This is a genomic window from Chitinophaga sp., assembly GCF_017745275.1.
GTDB lineage: Bacteria > Bacteroidota > Bacteroidia > Chitinophagales > Chitinophagaceae > Chitinophaga.
The window spans coordinates 91,669-113,775 of the sequence record NZ_JAGHZS010000009.1 but is presented as its reverse complement, the minus strand read 5'-3'; the positions used below and the strand labels follow the sequence as shown (position 1 = coordinate 113,775).

18 protein-coding genes are annotated in these 22,107 nt (G+C 45.2%); 7 read left to right on the top strand and 11 right to left on the bottom strand.

The window, feature by feature from the left end:
* Positions 1-54 precede the first annotated feature (54 nt).
* The 4 genes from J7623_RS25590 to J7623_RS25575 all read left to right on the top strand — a co-directional run bounded on the left by J7623_RS25590 (position 55) and on the right by J7623_RS25575 (position 2,731).
* Complete coding sequence (locus J7623_RS25590; protein ID WP_291926054.1) at positions 55-402, top strand: 4Fe-4S dicluster domain-containing protein; 348 nt, start codon at positions 55-57, stop codon at positions 400-402.
* A gap of 147 nt (positions 403-549) precedes the next feature.
* A complete protein-coding gene (locus J7623_RS25585) occupies positions 550-1,536 on the top strand; it encodes a D-alanine--D-alanine ligase (RefSeq protein WP_291926051.1) in 987 nt (328 codons plus the stop codon).
* A gap of 26 nt (positions 1,537-1,562) precedes the next feature.
* The gene (locus tag J7623_RS25580) at positions 1,563-2,378 is read left to right on the top strand and encodes a PASTA domain-containing protein (protein WP_291926048.1); all 816 of its coding nucleotides are present in this window, start codon (positions 1,563-1,565) and stop codon (positions 2,376-2,378) included.
* Between the two features lie 47 nt (positions 2,379-2,425).
* On the top strand, positions 2,426-2,731 hold the full coding sequence (locus J7623_RS25575) for a rhodanese-like domain-containing protein (RefSeq protein ID WP_291926045.1): 306 nt from the start codon (positions 2,426-2,428) through the stop codon (positions 2,729-2,731).
* 98 nt (positions 2,732-2,829) lie between these two features.
* On the opposite strand, the gene J7623_RS25570 is transcribed toward J7623_RS25575, so the two are convergent.
* Both J7623_RS25570 and J7623_RS25565 read right to left on the bottom strand, forming a co-directional pair.
* Positions 2,830-3,228 carry a RidA family protein gene (locus J7623_RS25570; protein WP_291926042.1) on the bottom strand — a complete coding sequence of 133 codons (399 nt, stop codon included), beginning with the start codon at positions 3,226-3,228 and terminating at the stop codon, positions 2,830-2,832.
* 70 nt (positions 3,229-3,298) lie between these two features.
* A complete protein-coding gene (locus J7623_RS25565; protein WP_291926039.1) occupies positions 3,299-4,459 on the bottom strand; it encodes a hypothetical protein in 1,161 nt (386 codons plus the stop codon).
* 174 nt (positions 4,460-4,633) lie between these two features.
* Here J7623_RS25565 and J7623_RS25560 point away from each other — a divergent pair, with 174 nt between their 5' ends.
* Positions 4,634-5,389 (top strand): hypothetical protein, encoded by a 756-nt coding sequence (locus J7623_RS25560; RefSeq protein ID WP_291926036.1) that lies wholly within the window; start codon positions 4,634-4,636, stop codon positions 5,387-5,389.
* Positions 5,390-5,503: 114 nt separating this feature from the next.
* On the opposite strand, the gene J7623_RS25555 is transcribed toward J7623_RS25560, so the two are convergent.
* The 5 genes from J7623_RS25555 to J7623_RS25535 form a co-directional block, all read right to left on the bottom strand.
* Positions 5,504-6,706 carry a hypothetical protein gene (locus J7623_RS25555; protein WP_291926032.1) on the bottom strand — a complete coding sequence of 401 codons (1,203 nt, stop codon included), beginning with the start codon at positions 6,704-6,706 and terminating at the stop codon, positions 5,504-5,506.
* A gap of 12 nt (positions 6,707-6,718) precedes the next feature.
* Entirely contained in the window at positions 6,719-7,606 is an 888-nt protein-coding gene (locus tag J7623_RS25550; RefSeq protein WP_291926029.1) for a GMP synthase, read from the bottom strand.
* 126 nt (positions 7,607-7,732) lie between these two features.
* Complete coding sequence (locus tag J7623_RS25545; RefSeq protein ID WP_291926026.1) at positions 7,733-8,833, bottom strand: carboxylate-amine ligase; 1,101 nt, start codon at positions 8,831-8,833, stop codon at positions 7,733-7,735.
* 146 nt (positions 8,834-8,979) lie between these two features.
* A complete protein-coding gene (locus tag J7623_RS25540; protein WP_291926024.1) occupies positions 8,980-10,065 on the bottom strand; it encodes a hypothetical protein in 1,086 nt (361 codons plus the stop codon).
* Between the two features lie 7 nt (positions 10,066-10,072).
* Positions 10,073-10,789, bottom strand: coding sequence for an alpha/beta hydrolase-fold protein (locus tag J7623_RS25535; protein ID WP_291926019.1), 717 nt, complete (start codon positions 10,787-10,789; stop codon positions 10,073-10,075).
* A 47-nt stretch (positions 10,790-10,836) separates the two neighbouring features.
* Between J7623_RS25535 and J7623_RS25530 the strand changes: the two genes are divergently transcribed.
* Positions 10,837-11,580 (top strand): alpha/beta hydrolase-fold protein, encoded by a 744-nt coding sequence (locus J7623_RS25530; protein ID WP_291926016.1) that lies wholly within the window; start codon positions 10,837-10,839, stop codon positions 11,578-11,580.
* Here the strand turns inward: J7623_RS25530 and J7623_RS25525 are convergent.
* The 4 genes from J7623_RS25525 to J7623_RS25510 form a co-directional block, all read right to left on the bottom strand.
* Entirely contained in the window at positions 11,577-13,760 is a 2,184-nt protein-coding gene (locus J7623_RS25525; protein ID WP_291926013.1) for a TonB-dependent receptor, read from the bottom strand. The genes J7623_RS25530 and J7623_RS25525 overlap by 4 nt on opposite strands.
* Positions 13,761-13,947: 187 nt before the next feature.
* On the bottom strand, positions 13,948-15,387 hold the full coding sequence (locus tag J7623_RS25520) for an OmpA family protein (protein ID WP_291926010.1): 1,440 nt from the start codon (positions 15,385-15,387) through the stop codon (positions 13,948-13,950).
* A 138-nt stretch (positions 15,388-15,525) separates the two neighbouring features.
* Positions 15,526-16,887: a M12 family metallopeptidase gene (locus J7623_RS25515; protein ID WP_291926007.1), complete on the bottom strand. Its 1,362-nt coding sequence runs from the start codon at positions 16,885-16,887 to the stop codon at positions 15,526-15,528.
* Positions 16,888-17,171: 284 nt separating this feature from the next.
* Positions 17,172-20,414 (bottom strand): carboxypeptidase regulatory-like domain-containing protein, encoded by a 3,243-nt coding sequence (locus tag J7623_RS25510; RefSeq protein ID WP_291926004.1) that lies wholly within the window; start codon positions 20,412-20,414, stop codon positions 17,172-17,174.
* 427 nt (positions 20,415-20,841) lie between these two features.
* Here J7623_RS25510 and J7623_RS25505 point away from each other — a divergent pair, with 427 nt between their 5' ends.
* Complete coding sequence (locus J7623_RS25505) at positions 20,842-22,044, top strand: bifunctional 3,4-dihydroxy-2-butanone-4-phosphate synthase/GTP cyclohydrolase II (RefSeq protein WP_291926002.1); 1,203 nt, start codon at positions 20,842-20,844, stop codon at positions 22,042-22,044.
* Positions 22,045-22,107: the final 63 nt, after the last annotated feature.

Genomic DNA, 22,107 nt, shown 5'->3' with positions numbered 1-22,107 from the left:
TTATGTAATTTCGCCGCCGACAGTAACCCACACCCTAACCTAAAAGCCTATACTATGGCACTGAAAATAACTGATGAATGTATACAATGCGGCGCCTGCGAACCGGAATGTCCCAATAATGCGATTTATGAAGGTGGTGTAGAATGGGCCATGGCCGATGGCACCAGCTTAAAAGACACTTATACCCTGATGGATGGTAGTTCCATGGATGCCGGTCAGCGCAATTCGCCTTTAAGTGTCACCGATTATTATATTGTGCCTGATAAATGTACCGAGTGCCAGGGCTTTCATGAAGAGCCGCAATGCGCTGCGGCTTGCCCGGTAGATTGCTGTGTACCAGACGAAATGTACCAGGAAACAGTAGATGAGCTGTTGGCTAAGAAAGCAAAACTGCATCTTTAAGAGATTGTAAGAAAGCTTAAAAAACCGCTTCCGCTTTGGCGGAGACGGTTTTTTTTATGTAATTTGAACGACAACAGAAGCGCAGGCGGCGTTTCTTGACAATTAACAAATAACCTTTAACTTTACCCGCTTATTGTAAAATATCTTATGAAGAAGAATATAGCTTTGGTAGCCGGTGGATATTCCGGGGAATATGTGATATCTGTTCAGAGTGCAGTAACAATTGAAAATAACCTGGATAGCAGTAAATATAATGTTTACAAGATTATCATTACCAGGGATAGCTGGAGCTATACCAGCGCCGGCGGGGAAGTGATTGCAGTAGATAAAAATGATTTTTCTTTAACCGTTAATGGTCAGAAAATAACTTTTGATGCGGTATTCATTGGTATTCATGGTACTCCGGGTGAAGATGGCCGTTTGCAGGGATATTTTGAAATGCTCGGCATTCCTTTTACCAGTTGCGGTATGGTGACCTCCGCCCTGACCTTTAATAAAAGCTATTGCAATAAAGTGGTGGATGCCCTGAAAGTAGTGAACGTATCCAAATCAGTGCATATTTTCCGTAATCAGCCTTATAATACTGCCGAAATATTACAGCAGTTGCGTTTACCTGTTTTCGTGAAACCGGCAGAAGGCGGTAGCAGCATTGGCATGTCTAAGGTGAAAACTGCAGAAGAGCTGCAACCAGCCATCGACAAAGCTTTTAACGAGGATAGCCAGATATTGATTGAAGAATTTATCAAAGGCCGTGAGCTGACCATGGGACTGTATCGCTCCAATGGCGCCATTACAACCTTGCCTATCACAGAAGTAGTGAGCAGCAAGGAGTTTTTCGACTATGAAGCGAAGTATACACCGGGCGTATCCAACGAAATTACCCCCGCCCCTGTTTCTGCTGAGATAGCAAAGCAGGTACGGGAAACCGCGACGGTATTGTATAATAAGCTGAACTGTAAAGGCATTGTGCGGGTAGATTTTATCTATGAAGAAGGCAGTGAGAAGTTATTTTTCCTGGAAATAAATACTATGCCCGGACAATCTGAAAATAGCCTGGTGCCACAGCAGGTAAGGGCTGCAGGCAAAACCCTGCAGGAATTTTATGGCTTGCTTTTGGAAGAGAGCATGAAATAAGGATTATCACATTTAATATAATTATCGTGTTCGACTTTATTACCAAACGTTCATTTGTCGTCAACCTGTTAGCTGTTATCGCGATGTTTTTTGCGCTGGCCCTCCTATTCTTTTCTATGCTGGGGGTTATTACCAAACATGGCCAACAGCTCACTGTCCCTGATGTACACGGGAAAAATGTAAAGGAAGCCATTGAACTGCTGGAGAAAGCCGGTTTCGAAGCGGATGTAAGAGATTCCATTTATGTGGATTCTATCCCTGCCCTGGCAGTATATGCACAAACACCAGACAAAGGTGCGCAAGTGAAAGTGGGCAGAACCATTTACCTGACCGTCAATAAAGTGGTTGCGCCAATGGTGAAAATGCCGGATCTGGAAGGTTTGACATTCCGTAGCGCTGAAATGATGCTGAAGAGCATGCGTCTCAATGTGGGAGATACCATCTATCGCCCGGATATTGCTACCAATTCTGTATTGCAACAGTTGCTGAATGGCAAGAAAATAAAGCCTGGTACCCTTGTAGCAGAAGGAAGCAACATTACGCTGATATTGGGTAGTGGCACCGGCAGTGTGGAGAATCCGGTACCAAGTTTCATTGGCCTCACTTATGCAGAAGCCCGTGAAATACTGAGCGCCAGTAACCTGAATGCCGGTACGGTGATCATTGATCCAAGTGTAACGGATACCGCGAACGCCTATATTATTAAGCAGGTACCTACCCGCAAAAATGAAATCGGCGACTTCAATATGCTGAGAGCAGGGGAAAGCGTAGACTTCTGGTTATCAGCTACCAAACCGGTAACGGATAGCACCACCACTGCGAAGCCTTCCAACCAGGAATAACAGAAAATGATGTAATTTGATTTGATTTGATTTTAAATTCCTATAACATGCAAAATATCACCGCAGAAGAGCTGAAACAGCGTATAGATAACGGCGAAGAGCTCTATATATTAGACGTGAGAGAACCTCATGAGCGCGAAGAATTCAATATCGGAGGCAAACATATTCCATTGGGTTTTATTCAACAGATGGATGTGGAAGAAATTGAAGGTTGGAAAGATAAAGAACTGATTGTATACTGCCGCAGTGGTAACCGCAGCGGTCAGGCTTGTATGCTGCTGGATTCCATGGGCTTTACCAACACCAAAAACCTGGTGGGTGGTATGCTTAATTGGACAGAGAAATATAAATAAGCAGAAGGCTAAAAGCTAAAAGCATAAAGCTATTGTAGCGAGTGATTATTGCGTATTGAAAATTCGCTTTGATCACTCGCTACAATAGCTTTATGCTTTTAGCTTTGTGCTTTCTGTTCTATAATGGCTGTTGCCTCAATCTCTACCAGGTACCGGGGATCAATCAGTTTACTGACTTCTACCATGGAGGTAGCTGGCTTAATGCTTTTGAAGAATTCTCCATGGGCGCGGCCATATTCTTCCCAGCGGGATATATCTGTTACAAACATGCGGGTGCGTACTACGTCGTGTAGTGTGGCGCCGGCATTGATGAGGGCAGATTCAATTTTGGCCAGTGCAAATTTTGTTTGTTCATACGCATCACCTTCTGCTACTACTTTATCGTTGTCTGAGGCTACGGTACCAGATACTTCGATAATATTGCCTACTCTTACTGCCCTTGAATAGCCGACTTTACCTTCCCAGATGGCTCCGGAGGAATAATTGGTGCGTTTCATAGTATTGTTTAAAGAAGTGAGGAGATATGCAAAGTTACAACATCTTCTTTAGTGCCGGGTGCAGTGTATGCTAGCGTGTTTTATCGTCTGGCGGTGTGGCGGTTCTGAACTTCACTACTTTTCCCAGCAAATCAAACCAGAAGGGGGCGCCCAAAGAAATGGCAAGGGCGGTGATTCCCCAGCCGGCAAAGATGAGTCCTTTGTTTTGCTGGAAAGGGTGAGTGTAACCGCAACGTATGGTGGCATGTCCGCTGCTGCTGTCGGTGATACAACCGCGACTGATGCCCAGTACATTCCGCGCGTCGCCGGCATCGTTGCGCAGCATGGCATATACGCCTATCAGCGAGGTATCGTTTACGAATACACGCAGGGAAGTATCGTTGCGGTAAAAGGCACTGTCTTTATGCAGTACATTTTTACGCACAAGCGTATCTGTTATAGCTGTATAGGCAGGGGCCCGGCTGGTAGCCAGTTGCACCATTTCGGTACGTACATTTTTATCTTTCATCAGGATACGGGCAATGGCAATGGAGTCTACATTAAATATAGCGGCAATACCAATACCGATGCAGAGTAGCCAGGTTTGTGTTTGCTTACGATACCAGCCACTGGCGCGGGTCATGGTTTCATTGAACCAGCTTTCCATATTCAGGCGAAAAACGGGTATATCATGTTGCGCATCCTCAAACAGTTGCAGCAGGTGATCCTGTACTTCCGGCGCCAGGTGCAGGTAGTTTTGTGTCAGCGCAGATTGAATGGCTGCAGTATCTGTTAACTGCGGTGTGATGGCGGTAGCTGCTGCTGTGGCAGTTAACGGTTTGTTGTCTGCTGTTTTGATGCTACTACGCAACAGGTGCACCATAGCCTGAGAAAAAATCTGCGGGCTGATATAAGCCGGCCGCGCTGCTGAACTGTTTTCCCCGAGATGACGAATAGACGCTGTGTTATAGAACTGCTTCAAAAAAGGGCTGCGGTGGAAAGGATCAAAAAAATACACCACGCTCCAGCCCAGTTCATAGAACCAGTTGAAAAAGGTAAACTGACCGAACCAGCCAAGGTCTTTGCTGTGGTCATCTTCTTCCAACATCCGGCGTAAGCCTTTTGTCAGTACACGGGCTCTTGAATTAAAAATGCGGGCTATTAATTCCTGCACAACGGAGGCCAGCAAACTATAGAGCAGGTAAATAAAAATAAGGCCAAGGGCCACGTCTATGGCCAGGTTACTAAACATAGGAATAGATATTAAGTTGACATATACACATAAAAATATGTTATTATTAGCAAGTTAGGGAGCTACTACGCAATGTATTTGTGAACTCATCGTTATCTTTAATTATGCTGGTATTTACCCGCATGGAGAATAAAAATATTTAATACATTCTATATTTGCGCATATTTTGATCATATGAAATTGAAACATTTATTCCTGTGTTTCGGGATGGCCGCGGCCAGCAGTGCTTCTGCACAAATCAAATACAGGGACACAGAGAAGAAGCCAGCTTTAGTTCCTTACGACAGTAGTATTGCCTTTCAGCATCTTTCGCCCAACATTGCACAGCTCACGCTGATAGGGCAGGATATCACCTTTTTAAAGCTCAACCCCAGACGTGCGGTTAGAAATAAAGAAGATAGTCTCCTGGATAATATCAAGGTAAAAGCAGTGGTAGAAGTACCTTATAAAAGTGTACTTAAAGGAGGTCATTTTTATACGCCCTACAAAGCTGTAGAAAACAAAACGTTTCGCATTGTTGATTACGACCGTAAAAGCCTGGATGGCGGTGTAAACACGCTCATATTTACGCTGCGGGATGAAGACCGTAAGCTCCTGCTTTTCCAGGTACCAGCCGACAACCTGGCCAATACACCGGTTATCATTAATGCCAACTATGAATGGCTGAAACAACGTTATGTGGGCAAGGATTTGCGCCTGAAGAAAGGCAGTCACAAAACGGAAAATGTACTGGACGATAACAAAGAAATATCCCTGCAGCAATCAGACGTTTTTTCCTGCACAGAAGTAGCTGTCCTTTTTTCCGGGAAACAAAAATATGGACAACCATTCCTGATCGTAAAAAACAGTGAGAACCAGGAGCTGGCCATTGGGCTGGGCAGTAGAGCTGAATACAGCCATGGGCCTTTGATAGAGGAGTTTGATCTGTAGAAGCAGAAAGCATAAAGCAGAAAGCAAAAAGCTATTGAAGCGATTGAAAGAAGCGAATAAGTAATTTAAACACTCGCTTCTTTCAATCGCTTCAATAGCTTTTTGCTTTCTGCTTTACGCTTTCTGCTCCTCAAAAAATGCGGTACTGCCACCCACCCAGGTATCTTTACTATTGTAACCTACTCCAATCATTTTGCCTTTGCTGATACGGGCAAGATTGTGCACTAACATGGGACGTGCAGCGCCATCCAGCCAGATGTAAATCATTCTTATTTCACAAATGGCAGGTCCGGTGGGTGTTTCAATAGCAGGGGCATATTTTACTTTATGCTGCAGGATCCAGTTTTCAGGATCTTTTATACTGTCGATATCGGCCTGGGTAACATCTATCAGCACTCCTTGTCCGGCAAAGGAGAAGAGCGGTTTTAATACATAATTTTCCAGGTCGGCCGGAATAACGGGTAATTCATGCAGGAACCAGCTTTTAGGCACAAATTCGCTGTGAATAAAAGGCATCATGTATTTGCTGATTCTATAAAACCAGTTGGGATGTGTGATCCATTCTACATCCAGGTCCTGGAACAGGTTAACATATTCGCCCAGATCAGCCGACTGCCGTTGCAGGTCATCGAAAATGATCCGGTTATAGATGCGCTGAATGGGCATTTTAACGCCATCTTTCAGGTAATATAATTTCTTTCCTTCCTGTATTAAAGCGGTTAAACACACGGTAGGAATACCCAGGTTTTTTTCCGTGCTGGCAAAGTCGATACGGGTCTTTTGTGCTTCGGGCTTCACTTCCAGCAGTATCACTTCTTCCGGCTGATACGGTCCTACAATCATATCGCGTAAGAGTTGATAATAGGCTGTTTCATCCAGTTCATTGAAAAAGTTATTGAAGCCGGCGGGGATATCGAAATGTGTTTTAAACCTGCGGGCCATCACTTCCTGGAAAGCCAGCATAGTAGGGAATCCCTGCAGTTCGATCAGTTGTGGTATTAATTCGCCTTCCGGTGTTTTGCATACGGCAAAGTCGATCACGATGAAGTGAGGATGTTCATTTTCACGCGGCAGTTTCATTGCTGGCGGGATGGCATCCTGGGTGATGGTTTTGAAGTCGGGGCGAAGGATGACATTGACAATTTCTTCGCAGGCCTGTACCAGTTTATTGCCGAGTGTGGCCGGTACAAATACCGGGGTTTCGGCAATCCGGAAAGCAGGAGTTACACCTGTATCTGCTGCAATACCATCTAAAAAGTCCTGGTATTTGGTAGCAGTAAATTGTTCATTATAGGCTGTTCTGATGGCAGGAATCATGATGTCTTTTAATTAAAAGAACGAGTGCTCATTATCTGTATGGGCGGCCACTTGTACCAGGCGTTCAATGGCAGCCAGCCGGTCAGACAGTCCGCCGTAAATCGCATAATCCAGGAACGCGGTAATGAAGCGATCGTGTGTAAGCATAATCTTATCCGGATCAGTGAGCTGGCTGATCATGCTGTTATATTTTTCCAGTCCGTGGTGATTGACCACTTGTTTTTTCTTTTCTTCCTGTTGCAGGTACATGTGCATACCAGCGGCATCTGCTTCCGGGTGGAACTGGGTGCCAATGAAATGCTCATTAAACCGGATGGCCATGGTAGCTCTTTCCAGCGGCACATGCGGCCTTTCTTTTTCGAGCGCCAGTACATGTCCGCCCATGGCCTGCAAGTTTTCGTAGTCCAGTTCTATCACTTGCCAGTCGCGGCTATCTACAATAAAAAAAGGATCGGGGAGTGCGCTGAAAACTTTTTCGCGCATGCCGGCGGCGCTTTTATGCACCGGGAAAACACCGAAGGCAGGGGATTTACGTTTGCATACGTTGCCGAGTTTATAATACCGGCACATGATCTGGTAAGAGTGGCAAATAAAGAAGGCGGGCTTTTTCACGGCCTGCACACGATTCCATTCCAACAAATCATTAATGAGTGCAAAATAGGCGGTTTCCCAGGCACTGCCTTCACTGTCGACCGGGCTGCCGGGGCCACCGGTAGAAATATAGATATCGTAAGAAGTATCGGGTACCTGTATTTGCTGCCGTACTTCAAACTCATCGAATTGGAGATCCAGCGCGTGCATGCTGGCGTATTTCGTCAATATTTCACGTATACAGCGCATCCCTTCATTAGGAACGCCTTCGTACATATCCAGCACAGCAACTTTCCAGGTCTTTTCCATAGGGCAAAATTAAAGCAAAAAGCAGAAAGCATAAAGCAAAAAGCTATCGAAGCGATTGAAAAGAGTGAACAGGTAATTTAAATACCCGCTTCTGTCAATCGCTTCGATAGCTTTTTGCTTTATGCATCAGCAGCCTCGGAGAAACTCCTTATGTATGAAATCGGTGACAGCTACGAGGTCGTTGGTATCGGCAAATACCTGTAGTTGTTTATCTGCGCCGGTGCCTGTTTCCATGATGCGGGTGGTAGCAGCAATTACTTCCCTGCTGCCTAAGTCATCCACTACATCATCAATAAAGTCGAGCAGTTCGAAGATGAGTGAACGGGTATTGACTTCCACTTCTTTCCCAAAATCTATCAGGTAACCATCAATGCCATAGCGGGAAGCCCGCCATTTGTTTTCATTGATCAGCGCACGGTTGTAGATGATAAAGTTGAGGTTCTGCATGCGCAGTTTGTATATTTTGGCGCATACGGCCTGGAAAAGTCCGGCCAGCATGATGGTGTCGTCGATGGTCAGCGGCACATCACAAATGCGGAATTCTACGGTATTGAAGAAGGGATGTACTCTCAGATCCCACCATACTTTTTTGGCGTTGTCTATACAATTGGTTTTTACCAGCAGCTTGATATAGTTATCGTATTCTTCAATGCTGGCAAAGTAGTCCGGGATACCGGTACGCGGAAATTTATCGAATACCTTGGTGCGGAACGATTTAAAACCGGTATTACGGCCTTCCCAGAAAGGGGAGTTGGTACTGAGCGCAAAAATATGCGGGAGGAAGTACCTAACGGAGTTGGCTATATGAATCGCCATTTCGCGGTTTTCCATGCCTACGTGTACATGTAATCCGAAGATAAGATTGGAGCGGGCAGCATCCTGCATTTCGTTGACGATTTCGAAATAGCGGGGATGATCCGTAATGAGTTGTTTTTCCCATTTACTAAAGGGATGGGTACCAGAAGCGCCGATATTAAATCCCAGGTCGCCGGCAATTTGCGCAATGGTACGACGGAGGAGGGCTACATCAGCTCTGGCTTCGTCGACATTCGCACAAACACGGGTACCTACTTCCACTACTGCCTGATGAAATTCGGCCTTTACCTGGTCGCTGATCACTTTATGTGCCTGTTCTACTATTTTTTGTTCATGAGAGCGGAGCTCCCGGGTAACAGGATCAATGACCATGTACTCTTCTTCAATTCCCAGCGTAAAGGCTTTTAACATAGCGGATATTTTAGTAGCTTTTAGCCATTAGCTGTTAGCTTTTAGTGAATGCAGCGAAGATAAATAGATGATAGTCTTTGCTGCATTCACTAAAAGCTAAAAGCTAATGGCTAAAAGCTAAAACAAATTTAGTGCAGTAAACGGTCTCATTTTTCTTTTTGTTGCTTTTTAACAGCGTTTTTTTTATCCGTACTTTTTTTAGCGGGTGTTTTGGATGCCTTTTCCGCTGCGGACTTCTTTGGTTTGGGAGTGGCTGCTTTCTTTTTCTCCCCGGCGGCGGCAGGCTTAGTGGCCTTTGTGGGACTGCGTTGCACAAACTTGCCCCAGGTCAGGTTATCTTTCCCTGGCTTCTGTGCCATCGCTCTTTCAATGGCATAACGGGCGCTGGTTTCCACCACCCATTCAAAATGTTCTGCGCCAATAGAGTGGAGATCTGCATCCGGAGCAGGATTGCAGAAGTCTATAGCATAAGGTACCTCACTGCGTACGGCCATCTCCACGGTATTAAAATCATAACCCAGGTGCTGGTTCAATGCCAATACCTGTTCCGTAATTTGCGCGGCCAGTTCCGGGCTGGGTTCATAACTGGCGTCATAGCGTCGTTCATGCGGTTGTTTAGGATTATAAGGCATGATGCGCACGTGCTTACCACCAATACAGAAGCAGCGGTAATACTGGCTATAATCAATTTCTTCCTGCAACATCATTACCAGTTGCCCGGTTTCGCTGTGTTTATGGAAAAAATCGTCTTTATCTTCTACCCGGTATACATTTTTCCATCCGCCGCCGGCATAGGGTTTCATGTAAGCGGGAAAGCTGACATAGTCGAAAATGGTGTTCCAGTCGAACGGATAAATCAGGTTGCGGAATGATTTATCGGTAGTTTCGTCTGGTAACTTATAGGAGGGGAGCAGTACGGTGTTAGGCACATGGATGCCTATTTTATCTGCCAGCGCATTATTAAAAAATTTATCATCCGCACTCCACCAGAAGGGATTGTTGATAACCGCTGTACCTGCGGCAGCGGCGTTTTTTAAGTAGGCCCGGTAAAAGGGTACATCTTGTGAAATACGGTCCAGTATTACCGCATAACCGCTGTCTGCGCCCTGCATGACCTTATCGATTGTGACAAATTCAGCGAAGATGCCCGGTGGATTAATGCGGTTCACACGGTCTACAAAAGCCTGGGGAAAAGTGTTTTCCTGTCCGAAGAGGATACCAATTTTTTTCATACAGCACTTACTTGATGAGTGATAGATAATGTGGCAGCATTTCCCGCCATACGGGCCAGTCGTGCGTAGTTTGTGGCCGGATATCCAGCCAGTGCGCAATCTTTTTGGTGGCCAGTAATTCCGACAACTGCTCATTTTGTGGCCGGGTAACATCCCGGTCGGCTACGCCGAGCACAATGCCCATGCGCCACAGATCAGCATGCTGGTTGTCGGGCATATAATCTGTTGGATTATTAAAGTAGATGTTATCATTGTAATGGCCGTCTACACGGGGCTTGATGTCGAAAACACCGCTCAGGCTAAACAAATAGGATACCTTTTCCGGATGGCGGAAGGCGAAGTTGGCAGCATGATAGCCCCCAAAGCTGCAGCCGGCAACGCCAATCCGCTGATGCCCGGTTTCTGCTTCCATGCGGGGCAGAATTTCTTCCATGAGCAGCTTGTCATAACAGGTATGATTATACGCTCTTTGTTCAGGCGGGATCTGTTTGTTATACCAGCTTTCAGTGTCTATACTATCGGGGCAATATACCCGGATCCTGCCTTCATCAATAAACCAGCGGATGGCCTCAATAAGGCCAAAGTCTTTGCTTTCATAGTAGCGTCCCATCGAGGTGGGGAAGAGGAGTAACGGATATCCGCTGTCGCCGAATACCAGCATTTCAAATTCCTTTCCCAGGCTGGGAGAATGCCATTTTAAATAGTTTTCGGTCACGGGAAGCATTTAGTTAAATTTAAAGAAGATTATTGGTTTATTGGTAAATTGTTGGGGTGCAAACAAGTCAACATTATATCAATTCTTTTTATCTGCAGCGGGAAGTGGTGCTGGATACCTATTTCAGCGGTGTATCCCCCACGGTGTTATTACTGGTAAACGACGGGCAGGAACTGGCGGGTATGCTGGATAAAATTCCGGCCGGTGTGTTGATAGCAGGCATTCATGCGGGTGTACAGCGCCGTGCGGAATACGGTACGGCAGGCATATTGGATTACCAGGGACAGGGGGCGTTGGCGGAAAATTATACCCGTTTTATCCTCCGGGAGTTACTGCCTTTTCTGCAACAGCAGTATCCCGATATGCCCATCCGGCAACGGGCATTTGCGGGCTTCTCCCTGGGAGGTTTATCTGCATTGGATATTGCCTGGCGTTATCCTGAAATATTCCAGTTAGCCGGTGTATTTTCAGGCGCCTTATGGTGGCGCAGCAGGCCATTGGGAGAGGGATACGATGATAACAAACACCGCATCATGCATCAGTTGATCCGCAATGGCCACCGGCATCCGGGGCAGCAGTTTTTCTTTGAATGTGGTACTGCGGATGAAACGGCCGACAGGAATCAAAATGGCGTGATTGATAGTATAGACGATACCCGGGATTTGATCAAAGAGTTGCTGGGGAAGGGGTATAAGCCGGATAAAGAGGTGTTTTACCTGGAGATTCCAGGTGGGCGGCATGATACCGCCACCTGGAAAATTGCCATGGATCTGTTTTTACAGTTACCTTTCTTTTATTAATAACTAACGATAACGCCTATATTAAATGCGGCGCCCCGTCCTTTGGCATATTGACTAGGAATCATAAACCACTGTGCCCGTGCGGGGAAGTAATCTTCGTTGAAAAGGTTTTCAATGCCTAACGTTAGCATGGTGCGGGGTGTTACTTTGTAGCTGGCGTTGAAGTTAACCAGGTTGTAAGGTTTTACGCGGCCTTCGTTTCCGTTATAAACACCTTTTGCATTTTTCTCAAAACGATCCCTCCCGTTAATGCCCAGGTATTGGAGGCGCAGTTCCAGTGCCTGCAACGGCCGGTAGTTGATGTTGCCGGTTACTTTAGGCGGCGCAATTCTCCTGCCATTGAGGTATACGTTATATTGTCCACCTGTTTTAGCTGTATCTGCTTTTCCTTCCACATAGCTATAACTGGCGCTGATATCCAGGTTGTGCAGGGGTTGATAGGTAATTGCTGCTTCAACGCCGTATATGCGTTCAGGTGTTCTGCTCACATTAAACAAACCGGTATTGGGATCAAAGATCATGTCCGCGCCGAGCTTGGAGGTGCTGAGGAAACCGCTGAGTTCAAAGCGGAATTTTTTATGTTCGCTGACAAAGCCCAGTTCATAGTTATTTACCAACACTGCTTCGGTATTGATCTTTTTCAGATCGTCCACTTTTGCATCACGCAATGCCAGACCCACATCGGCCACTGAGAATCCCTGTGAAAAGCTAACGTAGGGCATGAAAGCGGGTAACCGGTTATAGCGGATCCCTGCATTGAAAAGCGTAGCTGTATAATCCAGGCTGCCACCTTTTACACGAACGCTGGGAGGTACGCTGCCATTGCTGTTGGTGAGCGGCAGCGTGTTATAGTCGTCCACGCTGACGTGTACCTTTTCCACTCTTACTCCTGCTTTTACGATCAGGTTTTGCCATAAGCTCCATTGCGTTTCAGCAAAGGGCGCGTAGTTGAGCATATTCATTTCAGGTACCCAAATACGGCCGTCTACCAGCGGTTGCAAGGTGATGTCATTCAACAGGTCGGCACCATAGGAAAGGTTTCCGGCAAAATCGTATTTATTGGATAACGGCGAGCTTAACATCAGGCGTAGCCCTTTCTTTTTATCCAGTGTATGCGATTGTCCATCGCCTCCTTCAAAGCGGCCAAAGGATACGTAGAAGATATCATCGCGTGAAGTGTAGTAGGCATCGGCATTCAGGGAGGTCCCACCAATGAGGCTGTTGGCCTGGTAGGTGAGGTGCAGGTTATGATTGCCACGGGAACCGGTAGGAACACCGGCAGGTTGACCCAGTACACCTGAGGAAGGAATGCCTTTGGCAATGTCGCCGTTTACTACGGTATAGTTGGAGTTTTGCTGGCTGCGGTAGTAGTTGTACATCAGCTGTAAGCGTTGCCGGCTGTTGACCTGGTAACCGGTTTTAGCGAACACGTTATAGCTGTTGGTTTCTCCGAGGCTGTAGTTAGGGCCTACCAGCTTACCTTTCGCATCTTTGTATTCGCCGGTTTCTTCGGCTACTCCACTTACGATGTAATCAAACTTTTTATATTTCCCCTGCAGTAACTGGCTAACACGGCCGCCTACACTATTTTTCAGGTTGGTAAGGGAACCGGTGGTGTTGAGGCTTGTTCTGCCGGACAGCACTTTATCTTCTTTAGGCGTAGCTGTGATGTAATTGATCAGGCCACCGGTAGCACCGTTGCCGTAGATGGCAGTAGCGCCTTTCAGCACATCTACTCTTTCCAGTACGGCGGGGTCAATGGAGCGCATGTCTACCTCCCCGTTGCGGAGTGGGGTTGATTGCGGAATGCCATCGATCATGATCAGTACGGAGCGGCCACGGAGTGATTGTCCTACGTTGCTGTTGGTTTGTGTGCCGGGTGCCAGCCCGGGTACTTCCTTCGCCAGGATATCTGTTACATCGGTATTGATACGCAGGTCATTTTCCAGTGTTTTGCGGGTAATAACGGTTACGGAAGAAGGAACATTATCGAGAGAAACGGGTTTCCTGCTGGCCGTCACCACAATTTCGCCCAGTACTTTTTGGTCGGTGTTGGCAGCCGGGATGGTATCTTTTTTAGGTTCGTTATGGTGGCGGCGTTGTTGCGCTGCCAATGTAGTGGTAATGCTGCACCCGGAGAGGAGCAGTGCTAATAATTTTGTATTGAATAGATGGTGCATAGCCGTTTAAATAATGTAAATGCCTTCGTGATTTGCCCTTAGTGTATTGATTTCCGGGGGGCAAAATTAGGCAAAAGCATTCCGGCCCGTTTACGCAATCAGGAAAAAGTTAGCGGGGAAATGGCTGGAAAAAATTCCGTTTTCGCGGGGAAACGCTCGTCCCTGTTGATGCAATTAGCTAGTCCTGTTATTCCGTGAGGTAATAAATCACAATTTCCACGCGCCTGTTTTTTCGCCGGCCTGCCGGGGTCCGGTTATCAGCTACGGGCATGGATTCCCCCATTCCATTTACGGCGGAGATATTGCTGCCCGGCTTTTTATTGCGTACGTAATCCGCGACAGTAAAGGCGCGGCGCATGGATAGCTCCTGGTTGTAAATATTCGTACCGGTATTGTCGGTATGGCCGGTAACACTAATGGAGATATGATCTCCGGAAGGAATTTTATCGATGAGGCTATCGAGGGATTGCTGCATTTTATTTTCCAGTTCATGGCTGTTTACCTGGAAGAGGAGATCTGGGATGAGCAGGGTGTCAGTACGTGTAACCGATACCGTTACTTCTTCCGCTGGTTGGCAATTCACCAGTACTACGCGTTCGGTGGAATCGCCGTCGGGAGGTAATTTCCCAACGCCGGTGATAATGAAGTCGTCGAAGCTGAATCCTTTTTTGTACACCAGGAAGCTGGCTACTGCCTGTGCGCGGTCTTGCGCCATCACTTCGTTGTATTTTTCACTGGGATTTTTAAACACATACCCCGTGAGTTTGATTTTACGGCGAAGTACAGTCCCTGTTGGCTTGAGCGCTGTTTCAAGCTGACCGGCATAGCTGGGATTGATATTTTTACTTTTAGGAAGAAAGAAGTCGGTCTTCAGTACCAGGGTATCACAACTGCCAGGGGTATAAAAAACGGTTTGTAGTTTGGGCGTTTCCACGGGTTGCAGGTCGTTGTCCGGAGAAATGAAATGGTGACGGTCGTGCATGGCGTATAGTTTCGCGGCAGTCTCTTTGGTATTTGTGCAGATTCCACCCGATAAAGGGATAAGGGATACACTGTCGATGTTCAGGTAAAATGCTTCATTGCGTGGATAGTTGCTGGTGGTAGAATCGAAGTTGCCGATAATCATGTATCGTGCATCGGCAGGAGCTACGAATGTTTTTTCCAATACTGTCCATTTTTTTTCCGGGTGTTTATCGGTATCTCTTGAAAAGTACAGGGTGGCTGGCATGGCCAAAGGGCGGGGTGTCCAGCGGTGTATGGGGCCGGAGTCGAACAATATCCCGGGAAGCGGGTAGGGGCGGTCTTCTTCCATCAGTGTATATAATTTCAACAGGTACTGTTTCCCTTTCAGCAGAGGACAGAGTAGCTGTGTTTCACTATAGGAGCGGAAGTTGGGGTCAATGCTGCTATAGAGGGTGAGGGTGATGTAGCGGTTACCCCTGTCTTCCGTGTACATGATTTTACTGGTATTAGGAGCTACCGATTCCCAGGCACTAGGGGCACAGGGAAAGTTGTATTCGGTGCAGATATTGACATCTGAAAAGCTTGGATTAGCGACGATATTTTGCGCGTGTAGGCGTTGGAGTGGTAGCAGGAATATGAGTGACAGGATAAGAATACGTATCAAGGGTTAGGATTTGGGGTATAACGGGAATGGGAGTGGGTTTATTATAGGTGGAAGGTTTCCGCAAGACTAATGTTAAAAGGTTACCTTCTACGATGCTGAAGATAACCTTTTAAGCCCTGACAAAATCTATTGTAACTTTTACGGATGAATATAATATGGCAATAAGGTATATCCAACATACTCAGGTAGTTGAATAGCTACTCCACTACTATGTCCTTCGCCACTACTGTCTTCATAGTAGTCTTCCAATCTTAAATTACCAAGGGCGATACTATTAGTTGTGGTAGGAATTTCATATAAAAATGAATAAGAAACCCCATCATTAAGGTAACTCATTGTATAAATTGCCTTGACTACAGGGTTGGCTGGCACTGTGCAATTCGCATCACTATAGAATCTGATATAAGCATCGGAATCTGTGAAAAAACGGGAATTGCTGTACCAGTTATAACTGTAATTTTCATATTCTATACGTGCAAATCTCGTGGGATTATACATAAGGTTATAGGTCGCAATGTCTCCGGCCGATAATCCATCCCTTTGTCCAAAAAAGAAAGTGCCATCAAGACGGGTCATAGTAGCTTGAGTTCCGCTTCGAAAATCAAACGAGCCATAATTCATAATTGAACCAAAGTCATATGTGTCAGTTTCAAATCCCCAGTTTGTTCCATGGTAATCGTTATACTTGGTAAATTGACTGAGAAAATTGGGCTTTATGTTATTGGGATAAACAATGATAAAGTTATCTCTATCAGATCTGATTTGCTCATGTAGGAAACCGAGTGTATGTCCAATTTCATGCATAACATTTCCTGTAGAGCATCCATCACCAACATTCAGTATCTGTCTGCCTCCTATCATACCAAGATCCGAATAACACTCAGCGTCCGTATTAACAAATTCTACATAGTGAGCTTGTGTGGTGCGTAATACAAAATGTATATTGGTGTTGCTTTCCCAATGGGCAATTGCATTGGTAATCCGAGATTGATTTGGGACCGCAGAGTTAATAGTATAGTAAACCGTCCTATTTCGCCAATAATTGGTTGCGTTTGTTATGGCTGTTCTGTAAAGTTCGTTATCTGGTTTCCAATCTGGTAGTTTTCTAGTGTTGGATTTTCTGGTATTGGGTTGTATTCCACTTGGTGTATGAATTGAGTCAGTAGGTTTATATATCGGAATTGGAGGGTTGGCTATTTTTTTCTTGATAGTGTTTACTTGTTCTTCTGTAAGTATTATATCTCCTCCTAAAATATATTTATCTCCTTTTCTGACTAAGGATACCATTTCCTTGTTATTTCTGTCTTTTAGGGAAATTACTTCTCCTTTGATATCAGGAAAGGCAACTTCGTTTTCGCAGTTACAATGAGAAGCAGGAGCTGGTTTCGTTGTTGGCTCGGGTGTAGTTTCTTTCTTTTGACAGGATGTAGTAATAACTATTATAAGCAGCAGCAACCAGTTGGTGCTGTTTGCTTTAAAACTCATTTGTCGAATTTTCATAAGAATTAAATTTTAGGTGTTAAATGGCTTTTAAATTGTGGGTTTGGGCTAAGTACGACAGGGTTTATTTTTGTCAGGGCAATTATAACTTATAGAAAATGTAAAGATCAGAAATATGGGTCTTTGACCGTCTAAATTACAGTTATTTTGATAGGGATAAACAGGATGAGAGTAAGATCAGTGTTATCTTTTGTGCTAGAATATTTGATACTTATAACTTGTTGAAAAAGAGAAGCCTCCGTGATTTCACGGAGGCTTTTTCTTTTATAATAACTATGAGATAATTAGAAGCTGTAACGCAGACCTAACTGACCTCTCCAACGAGCGGTGAAGTTGTTGATGTAGTATGGTTTTACATCACCATATCCGTTCACAATTCTTCTATAGTCATACTGGTAGGTAGATACGCCAGTGGCCGCATTGTAGCCGGAGTAAGTAATTGGAGTAGCTGCGTTATTCGCAATGAAGTAAGTTTTGCCCCAGTTGTTGTTCAGGAGGTTGCCTACGTTCAGAATATCAAAAGTGATCTCTACTTTGTGTGATTTGATGATAGGAAGTACCTGTGCAATTTTTAGGTCGAAAATGTTCTCGAACGGAGTGCGAGAGGCGTTTCTTTTGGCGTTTTCACCACGGTGTTTGCTCAAATAGCTGTCATTGCTGATCAGGCTTTCGAGGTCAGCTCTTTGTTGTGCTTCTGTACGGGTATAACCACCGGAGGAAATAGTTTTGAATGACATATTCTGCAATTCGCTGGCAGTTGGAATGTAGATCAGGTCATTGTTACCATTGGTACCAAGGTCATCACCGGTTGGATCCAGAGAAGGTGCGAAGTATACCCATGAATAAGGCATACCAGACTGCCCATTGTAGAACAAGGTTACCGTGGTGCTGAATTTTTTGTCTTTACCATATCTGAAGGCTTTTGATATCACCGCCAGTACACGGCTGCCCATGCTATAGTTAGCGCGGCCATTTTCCAAGTTATTCAGACCGTTAACGTTTGGCGTAAAACGCCAGTTAGAACTGGCAGTAGAAGAAGTACCATCATTCACGGAGTATGCATCACCATAAGAGTATCCTACTTTAAAGAATAAACCATTGCTGGTAGCTTTTGACAATTCTCCGGAGATGTTATAAGTATAACCTTCGCTGGTATTTTGCATTAACAATACCTGTGTACCAAAATCTTTTGATTTTCTGCTCCAGGTAGGTCTTTTTAAGGCACCACCGAGCGAAATGCTATCATTATTCTGTACTGCATTCAGGTTAGTCCAGATGGCGTTATTGAGCGTTTTAGCGAAGTTACCTTCGATAGCAGCTTTCATACCCCATGGCAGTTGTCTTTCAACAGCCAGGTTGGTTTTAAACACCTGGGGGAATTTGAAGTTTCTATCTGTCAGGTTGATGTTAGATACGCCCGCTTTAACAGTAGCGCCGGCAGCGGCAACGCCAGCAGCAGAATACTGACCGAGGAACGGATCATTTGGATCCCATCTTAATACCAATCCTGGAGGTACAGGTGTGCCACCTGCAGAAGAGTTCAGTGCTATATTTGTATAGATGTTACCGGTAGTGTTATACTGGTTGGAAATCCATACGAAAGGTACACGACCAGTGAAGATACCGGCTCCACCACGAATAATAGTTTTGCCATCATTGGTAACATCCCAGCTGAAACCTACACGTGGAGCAACTAATGGACGCTTTTTAGGCAATGTAGAAGTTGAATATCCGGCAAAGTTGGGATCTTTTTCAAAGGCCACATTGTTAGGAGGGGTAGTTGGGAAGAACGGCATATCTATTCTTACACCATAAGTGAGGGTGAAGTTTTTGCGGATATTCCACTCATCTTGTGCATAGACTCCGATCTGTGAAGATTTGAAACCAACACCATTTCTGTTGGTGGTATCTGCCGTATTGTAGTTAATCTGGTAAGCAACCGGATTACCACCAGTAATAAAGCTATTGATAGAATTAAATGTATACCCCCCATAGGCGTTCTGGATGAAGGTGTTTTTGATTTTGTAAAATTCTGCGTTAGCACCTACAGTGATGGTATGTTTGCCATGGTACATGGTCAGGTTATCAGTGAATGTCCAGATGTCCTGATCTAGTGCGTTTGCGGTAGAAGATGGTTCAGTACCCAGATAGATAGTGCTACCGTTATCATTAATAGTCACACTTGGGAAAGGCTGACCAATAATATTTCTTCTGTCTTTTACTTTATTAAATCCGATTCTTAATTCATTACTTAGTTTATTGGAGAAGTTAGAGTTCAATTCCAATACGCTGGAGTTACTGATAGAAGGGAATTTATAGTTTGCGCTGTTAAAAGTAGCGATGGTTGGAGTACGGCTGGCCACCATATCGCTTGCATTCAGGTAGTTGTGACGCAGTGTCAGCTTGTGTATACTGTTGATGTTCCAGTCGATACGGCCAAATAAAGTAGTAGCTGGTTTTTCGCGTTCCTGATCTGTAAAGCTCCCTGGGTCGTAGGTAGGGAACTTTTGTTTCAGATAATCCGCAATGCTTTGCATTTGCGCAAGAGTTACTTTATTAGTACCCTGAGCAGGATTGTAATCTATAGGGTTATTTCTTTTAGAAGTTTCAGCGTTTACATAGAAAAATAACTTGTTTTTAACGATAGCACCGCTGAAGCTGGCTCCAAATATTTTGTTGCTGAAATTGCCATATTTGGAACGGGTAGAGTCCGGAGATTTACCTACGAGACCCTGGTCCTGGTAGAATACGTACGCCGCACCGTGGAAGTCGTTGGTACCACTTTTAGTGATCGCATTGATACCGCCGCCAGTGAAACCGCTTTGTTTAACATCATATGGATTCAGTACAATTTGCAGCTGATCGATAGTCTCCATAGAGATCGGGTTCGCTCCGGCCTGGCCACCATTGGTACCAGAGGAAGATAAACCAAATACGTCGTTGGTCACTGCGCCATCTACCGCAAACTGGTTATATTTATTACTCATACCGCCAAAAGAGATACCCATAGGGGAGCCATCTTTACCATTGGTAGAAACAGCAGCCTGTGGGCTCAGTCGGGCAAAGTCCTGCACGCTTCTGTTGACAGTAGGAATGTTATCCATTTGTGAACGGGAAATGTTCATAGCGGTACCACCATTGCCTTTTGTCAGGTTTTTTGTACCAGTAATGCTGATTTCCTTCAGGGTAGTAGACCCCTCGGACAGTTTGACATTGATTTTCAACGGCTCACCCAGTTTCAGGAAGATGTCGTTGTAAGTTTCTGTACCGAAGCTGATGAAAGATACTTCAACTTTGTACGGTCCGCCAACACGCATGTTAGGGATGGTGAACTCGCCACCATTGCGGGTGGTAGTTCCATAAATTGTTCCAGTAGGTGTGTGGGTGGCTTTTACAGTGGCCCCAATCAGGCCCTCGCCCTTTGAATCAGTAACTACACCGGTGATGCTGGAGGTGGTAACCTGCGCATAGGTAACAAAAACGGTGAGTAACAATGACAATGTGAAGAGTAACTTTTTTAACCCCATAAAGCAAAGATGTTGTTGTTTCAGCCGCAAAGGTGGGTAATTTTCCTGTTATAATTTTAACTTCAAATTAACAAATTGTTAAGTACACTGTGGATATCTCAACGTGTCAGCAAAAAATTGCATGGCATCTAGCTGAACGCAGATTCATAAGTGAAATTTTCAAGATTTCTCCCAAAAATTATAAATTCTCAAATAGGCGTTATTGTTAATGGGTGAAACCTTTAACCAGAGTGAACTTTATGGGGTTTTAAGTGTATACCGTTATCAAACAGGGGATTAAACTTTTATATGTGAAAGTATGCCTGTATAAATTGCCTGATAACAATGCTCATTTAGTCCCAAAACCCGAACTCCTTCCCTCATTTTTTCACATGTATATGTCGTAACTTTGCGCAATTCAACATTACTGACCCGGAGGGAATTTAATATGTTAGATAAAATAGAAGCAGCAATAGAAGATATAAAAAACGGTAAACTGGTGATCGTAGTAGATGACGAGGACCGTGAAAACGAAGGTGACTTTATAACAGCAGCGCGCAATGTAACACCTGAGATTATCAACTTTATGAGTACCCACGGCCGTGGGCTGATATGCGCTCCCTTAGTAGAAGAACGTTGCGACGAACTGGGACTGGAGCTGATGGTACGTGACAATACCGCCCTGCATCAAACGCCGTTCACCGTATCCGTTGACCTGCTCGGACATGGTTGTACTACCGGTATTTCTGCACATGACAGAGCCAAAACCATCCAGGCCCTGATTGATCCCAATACCAAACCGGAACATCTCGGCAAACCCGGCCATATATTTCCGCTGAAAGCCAAAACCGGTGGCGTGTTACGCCGCTCCGGCCACACAGAAGCCACTATAGACCTGGCGCGACTGGCCGGATTTGAGCCTGCCGGTGTACTGGTGGAAATCATGAATGAAGATGGTTCCATGGCCCGCTTACCGCAATTGCGCGAAATAGCCGACAAATTTGACCTGAAACTCATCTCCATAAAAGACCTGATCGCCTACCTCCTCAGCACCGAAACACTGATAGAAGAAGGCGTGAAAGTGCAAATGCCCACCAAATACGGCAACTTTGAACTTATTGCCTTCAAACAAATCAATTCCGGTGAAATCCACATGGCATTGAAGAAAGGCGACTGGAAAAAAGATGAACCAGTACTGGTGCGGGTACACTCTTCCTGTGTAACCGGAGATATCCTCCATTCCCTGCGTTGCGATTGTGGTGAACAACTGCATGCGGCTATGCAAATGGTAGAAAGAGAAGGGAAAGGCCTTATATTATATATGAACCAGGAAGGAAGAGGTATTGGCCTGATGAACAAACTGAAAGCTTATAAGCTGCAGGAAGAAGGGCTTGATACCGTAGAAGCCAACCTGGAACTGGGCTTTAAAATGGACGAACGCGATTATGGCGTAGGTGCACAAATACTCCGTCAGCTTGGCATCAGCAAACTGCGCCTGATCACTAACAATCCGCGTAAACGCGCCGGATTAAGCGGTTATGGTTTGGAAGTAGTGGAAAATGTGCCCATCGAAATTCATCCAAACCCACACAATGAAACTTACCTGAAAACAAAAAGAGATAAATTAGGACACGAAATCCTGAAAGATTAATTGTGACGATTTCATTGGGGAACGCGTAAAAGGTTGCGGGTTCGAAAGACACTGCAATATCAT

What these genes read in the sequence shown, in the direction of transcription:
- J7623_RS25590 (WP_291926054.1), top strand. Translation starts at nt 55, where the DNA reads ATGGCACTGAAAATAACTGATGAATGTATACAATGCGGCGCCTGCGAA.
- J7623_RS25585 (WP_291926051.1), top strand. Translation starts at nt 550, where the DNA reads ATGAAGAAGAATATAGCTTTGGTAGCCGGTGGATATTCCGGGGAATAT.
- J7623_RS25575 (WP_291926045.1), top strand. Translation starts at nt 2,426, where the DNA reads ATGCAAAATATCACCGCAGAAGAGCTGAAACAGCGTATAGATAACGGC.
- J7623_RS25570 (WP_291926042.1), bottom strand. Translation starts at nt 3,228, where the DNA reads ATGAAACGCACCAATTATTCCTCCGGAGCCATCTGGGAAGGTAAAGTC.
- J7623_RS25565 (WP_291926039.1), bottom strand. Translation starts at nt 4,459, where the DNA reads ATGTTTAGTAACCTGGCCATAGACGTGGCCCTTGGCCTTATTTTTATT.
- J7623_RS25560 (WP_291926036.1), top strand. Translation starts at nt 4,634, where the DNA reads ATGAAATTGAAACATTTATTCCTGTGTTTCGGGATGGCCGCGGCCAGC.
- J7623_RS25555 (WP_291926032.1), bottom strand. Translation starts at nt 6,706, where the DNA reads ATGATTCCTGCCATCAGAACAGCCTATAATGAACAATTTACTGCTACC.
- J7623_RS25550 (WP_291926029.1), bottom strand. Translation starts at nt 7,606, where the DNA reads ATGGAAAAGACCTGGAAAGTTGCTGTGCTGGATATGTACGAAGGCGTT.
- J7623_RS25545 (WP_291926026.1), bottom strand. Translation starts at nt 8,833, where the DNA reads ATGTTAAAAGCCTTTACGCTGGGAATTGAAGAAGAGTACATGGTCATT.
- J7623_RS25540 (WP_291926024.1), bottom strand. Translation starts at nt 10,065, where the DNA reads ATGAAAAAAATTGGTATCCTCTTCGGACAGGAAAACACTTTTCCCCAG.
- J7623_RS25535 (WP_291926019.1), bottom strand. Translation starts at nt 10,789, where the DNA reads ATGCTTCCCGTGACCGAAAACTATTTAAAATGGCATTCTCCCAGCCTG.
- J7623_RS25525 (WP_291926013.1), bottom strand. Translation starts at nt 13,760, where the DNA reads ATGCACCATCTATTCAATACAAAATTATTAGCACTGCTCCTCTCCGGG.
- J7623_RS25515 (WP_291926007.1), bottom strand. Translation starts at nt 16,887, where the DNA reads ATGAAAATTCGACAAATGAGTTTTAAAGCAAACAGCACCAACTGGTTG.
- J7623_RS25510 (WP_291926004.1), bottom strand. Translation starts at nt 20,414, where the DNA reads ATGGGGTTAAAAAAGTTACTCTTCACATTGTCATTGTTACTCACCGTT.
- J7623_RS25505 (WP_291926002.1), top strand. Translation starts at nt 20,842, where the DNA reads ATGTTAGATAAAATAGAAGCAGCAATAGAAGATATAAAAAACGGTAAA.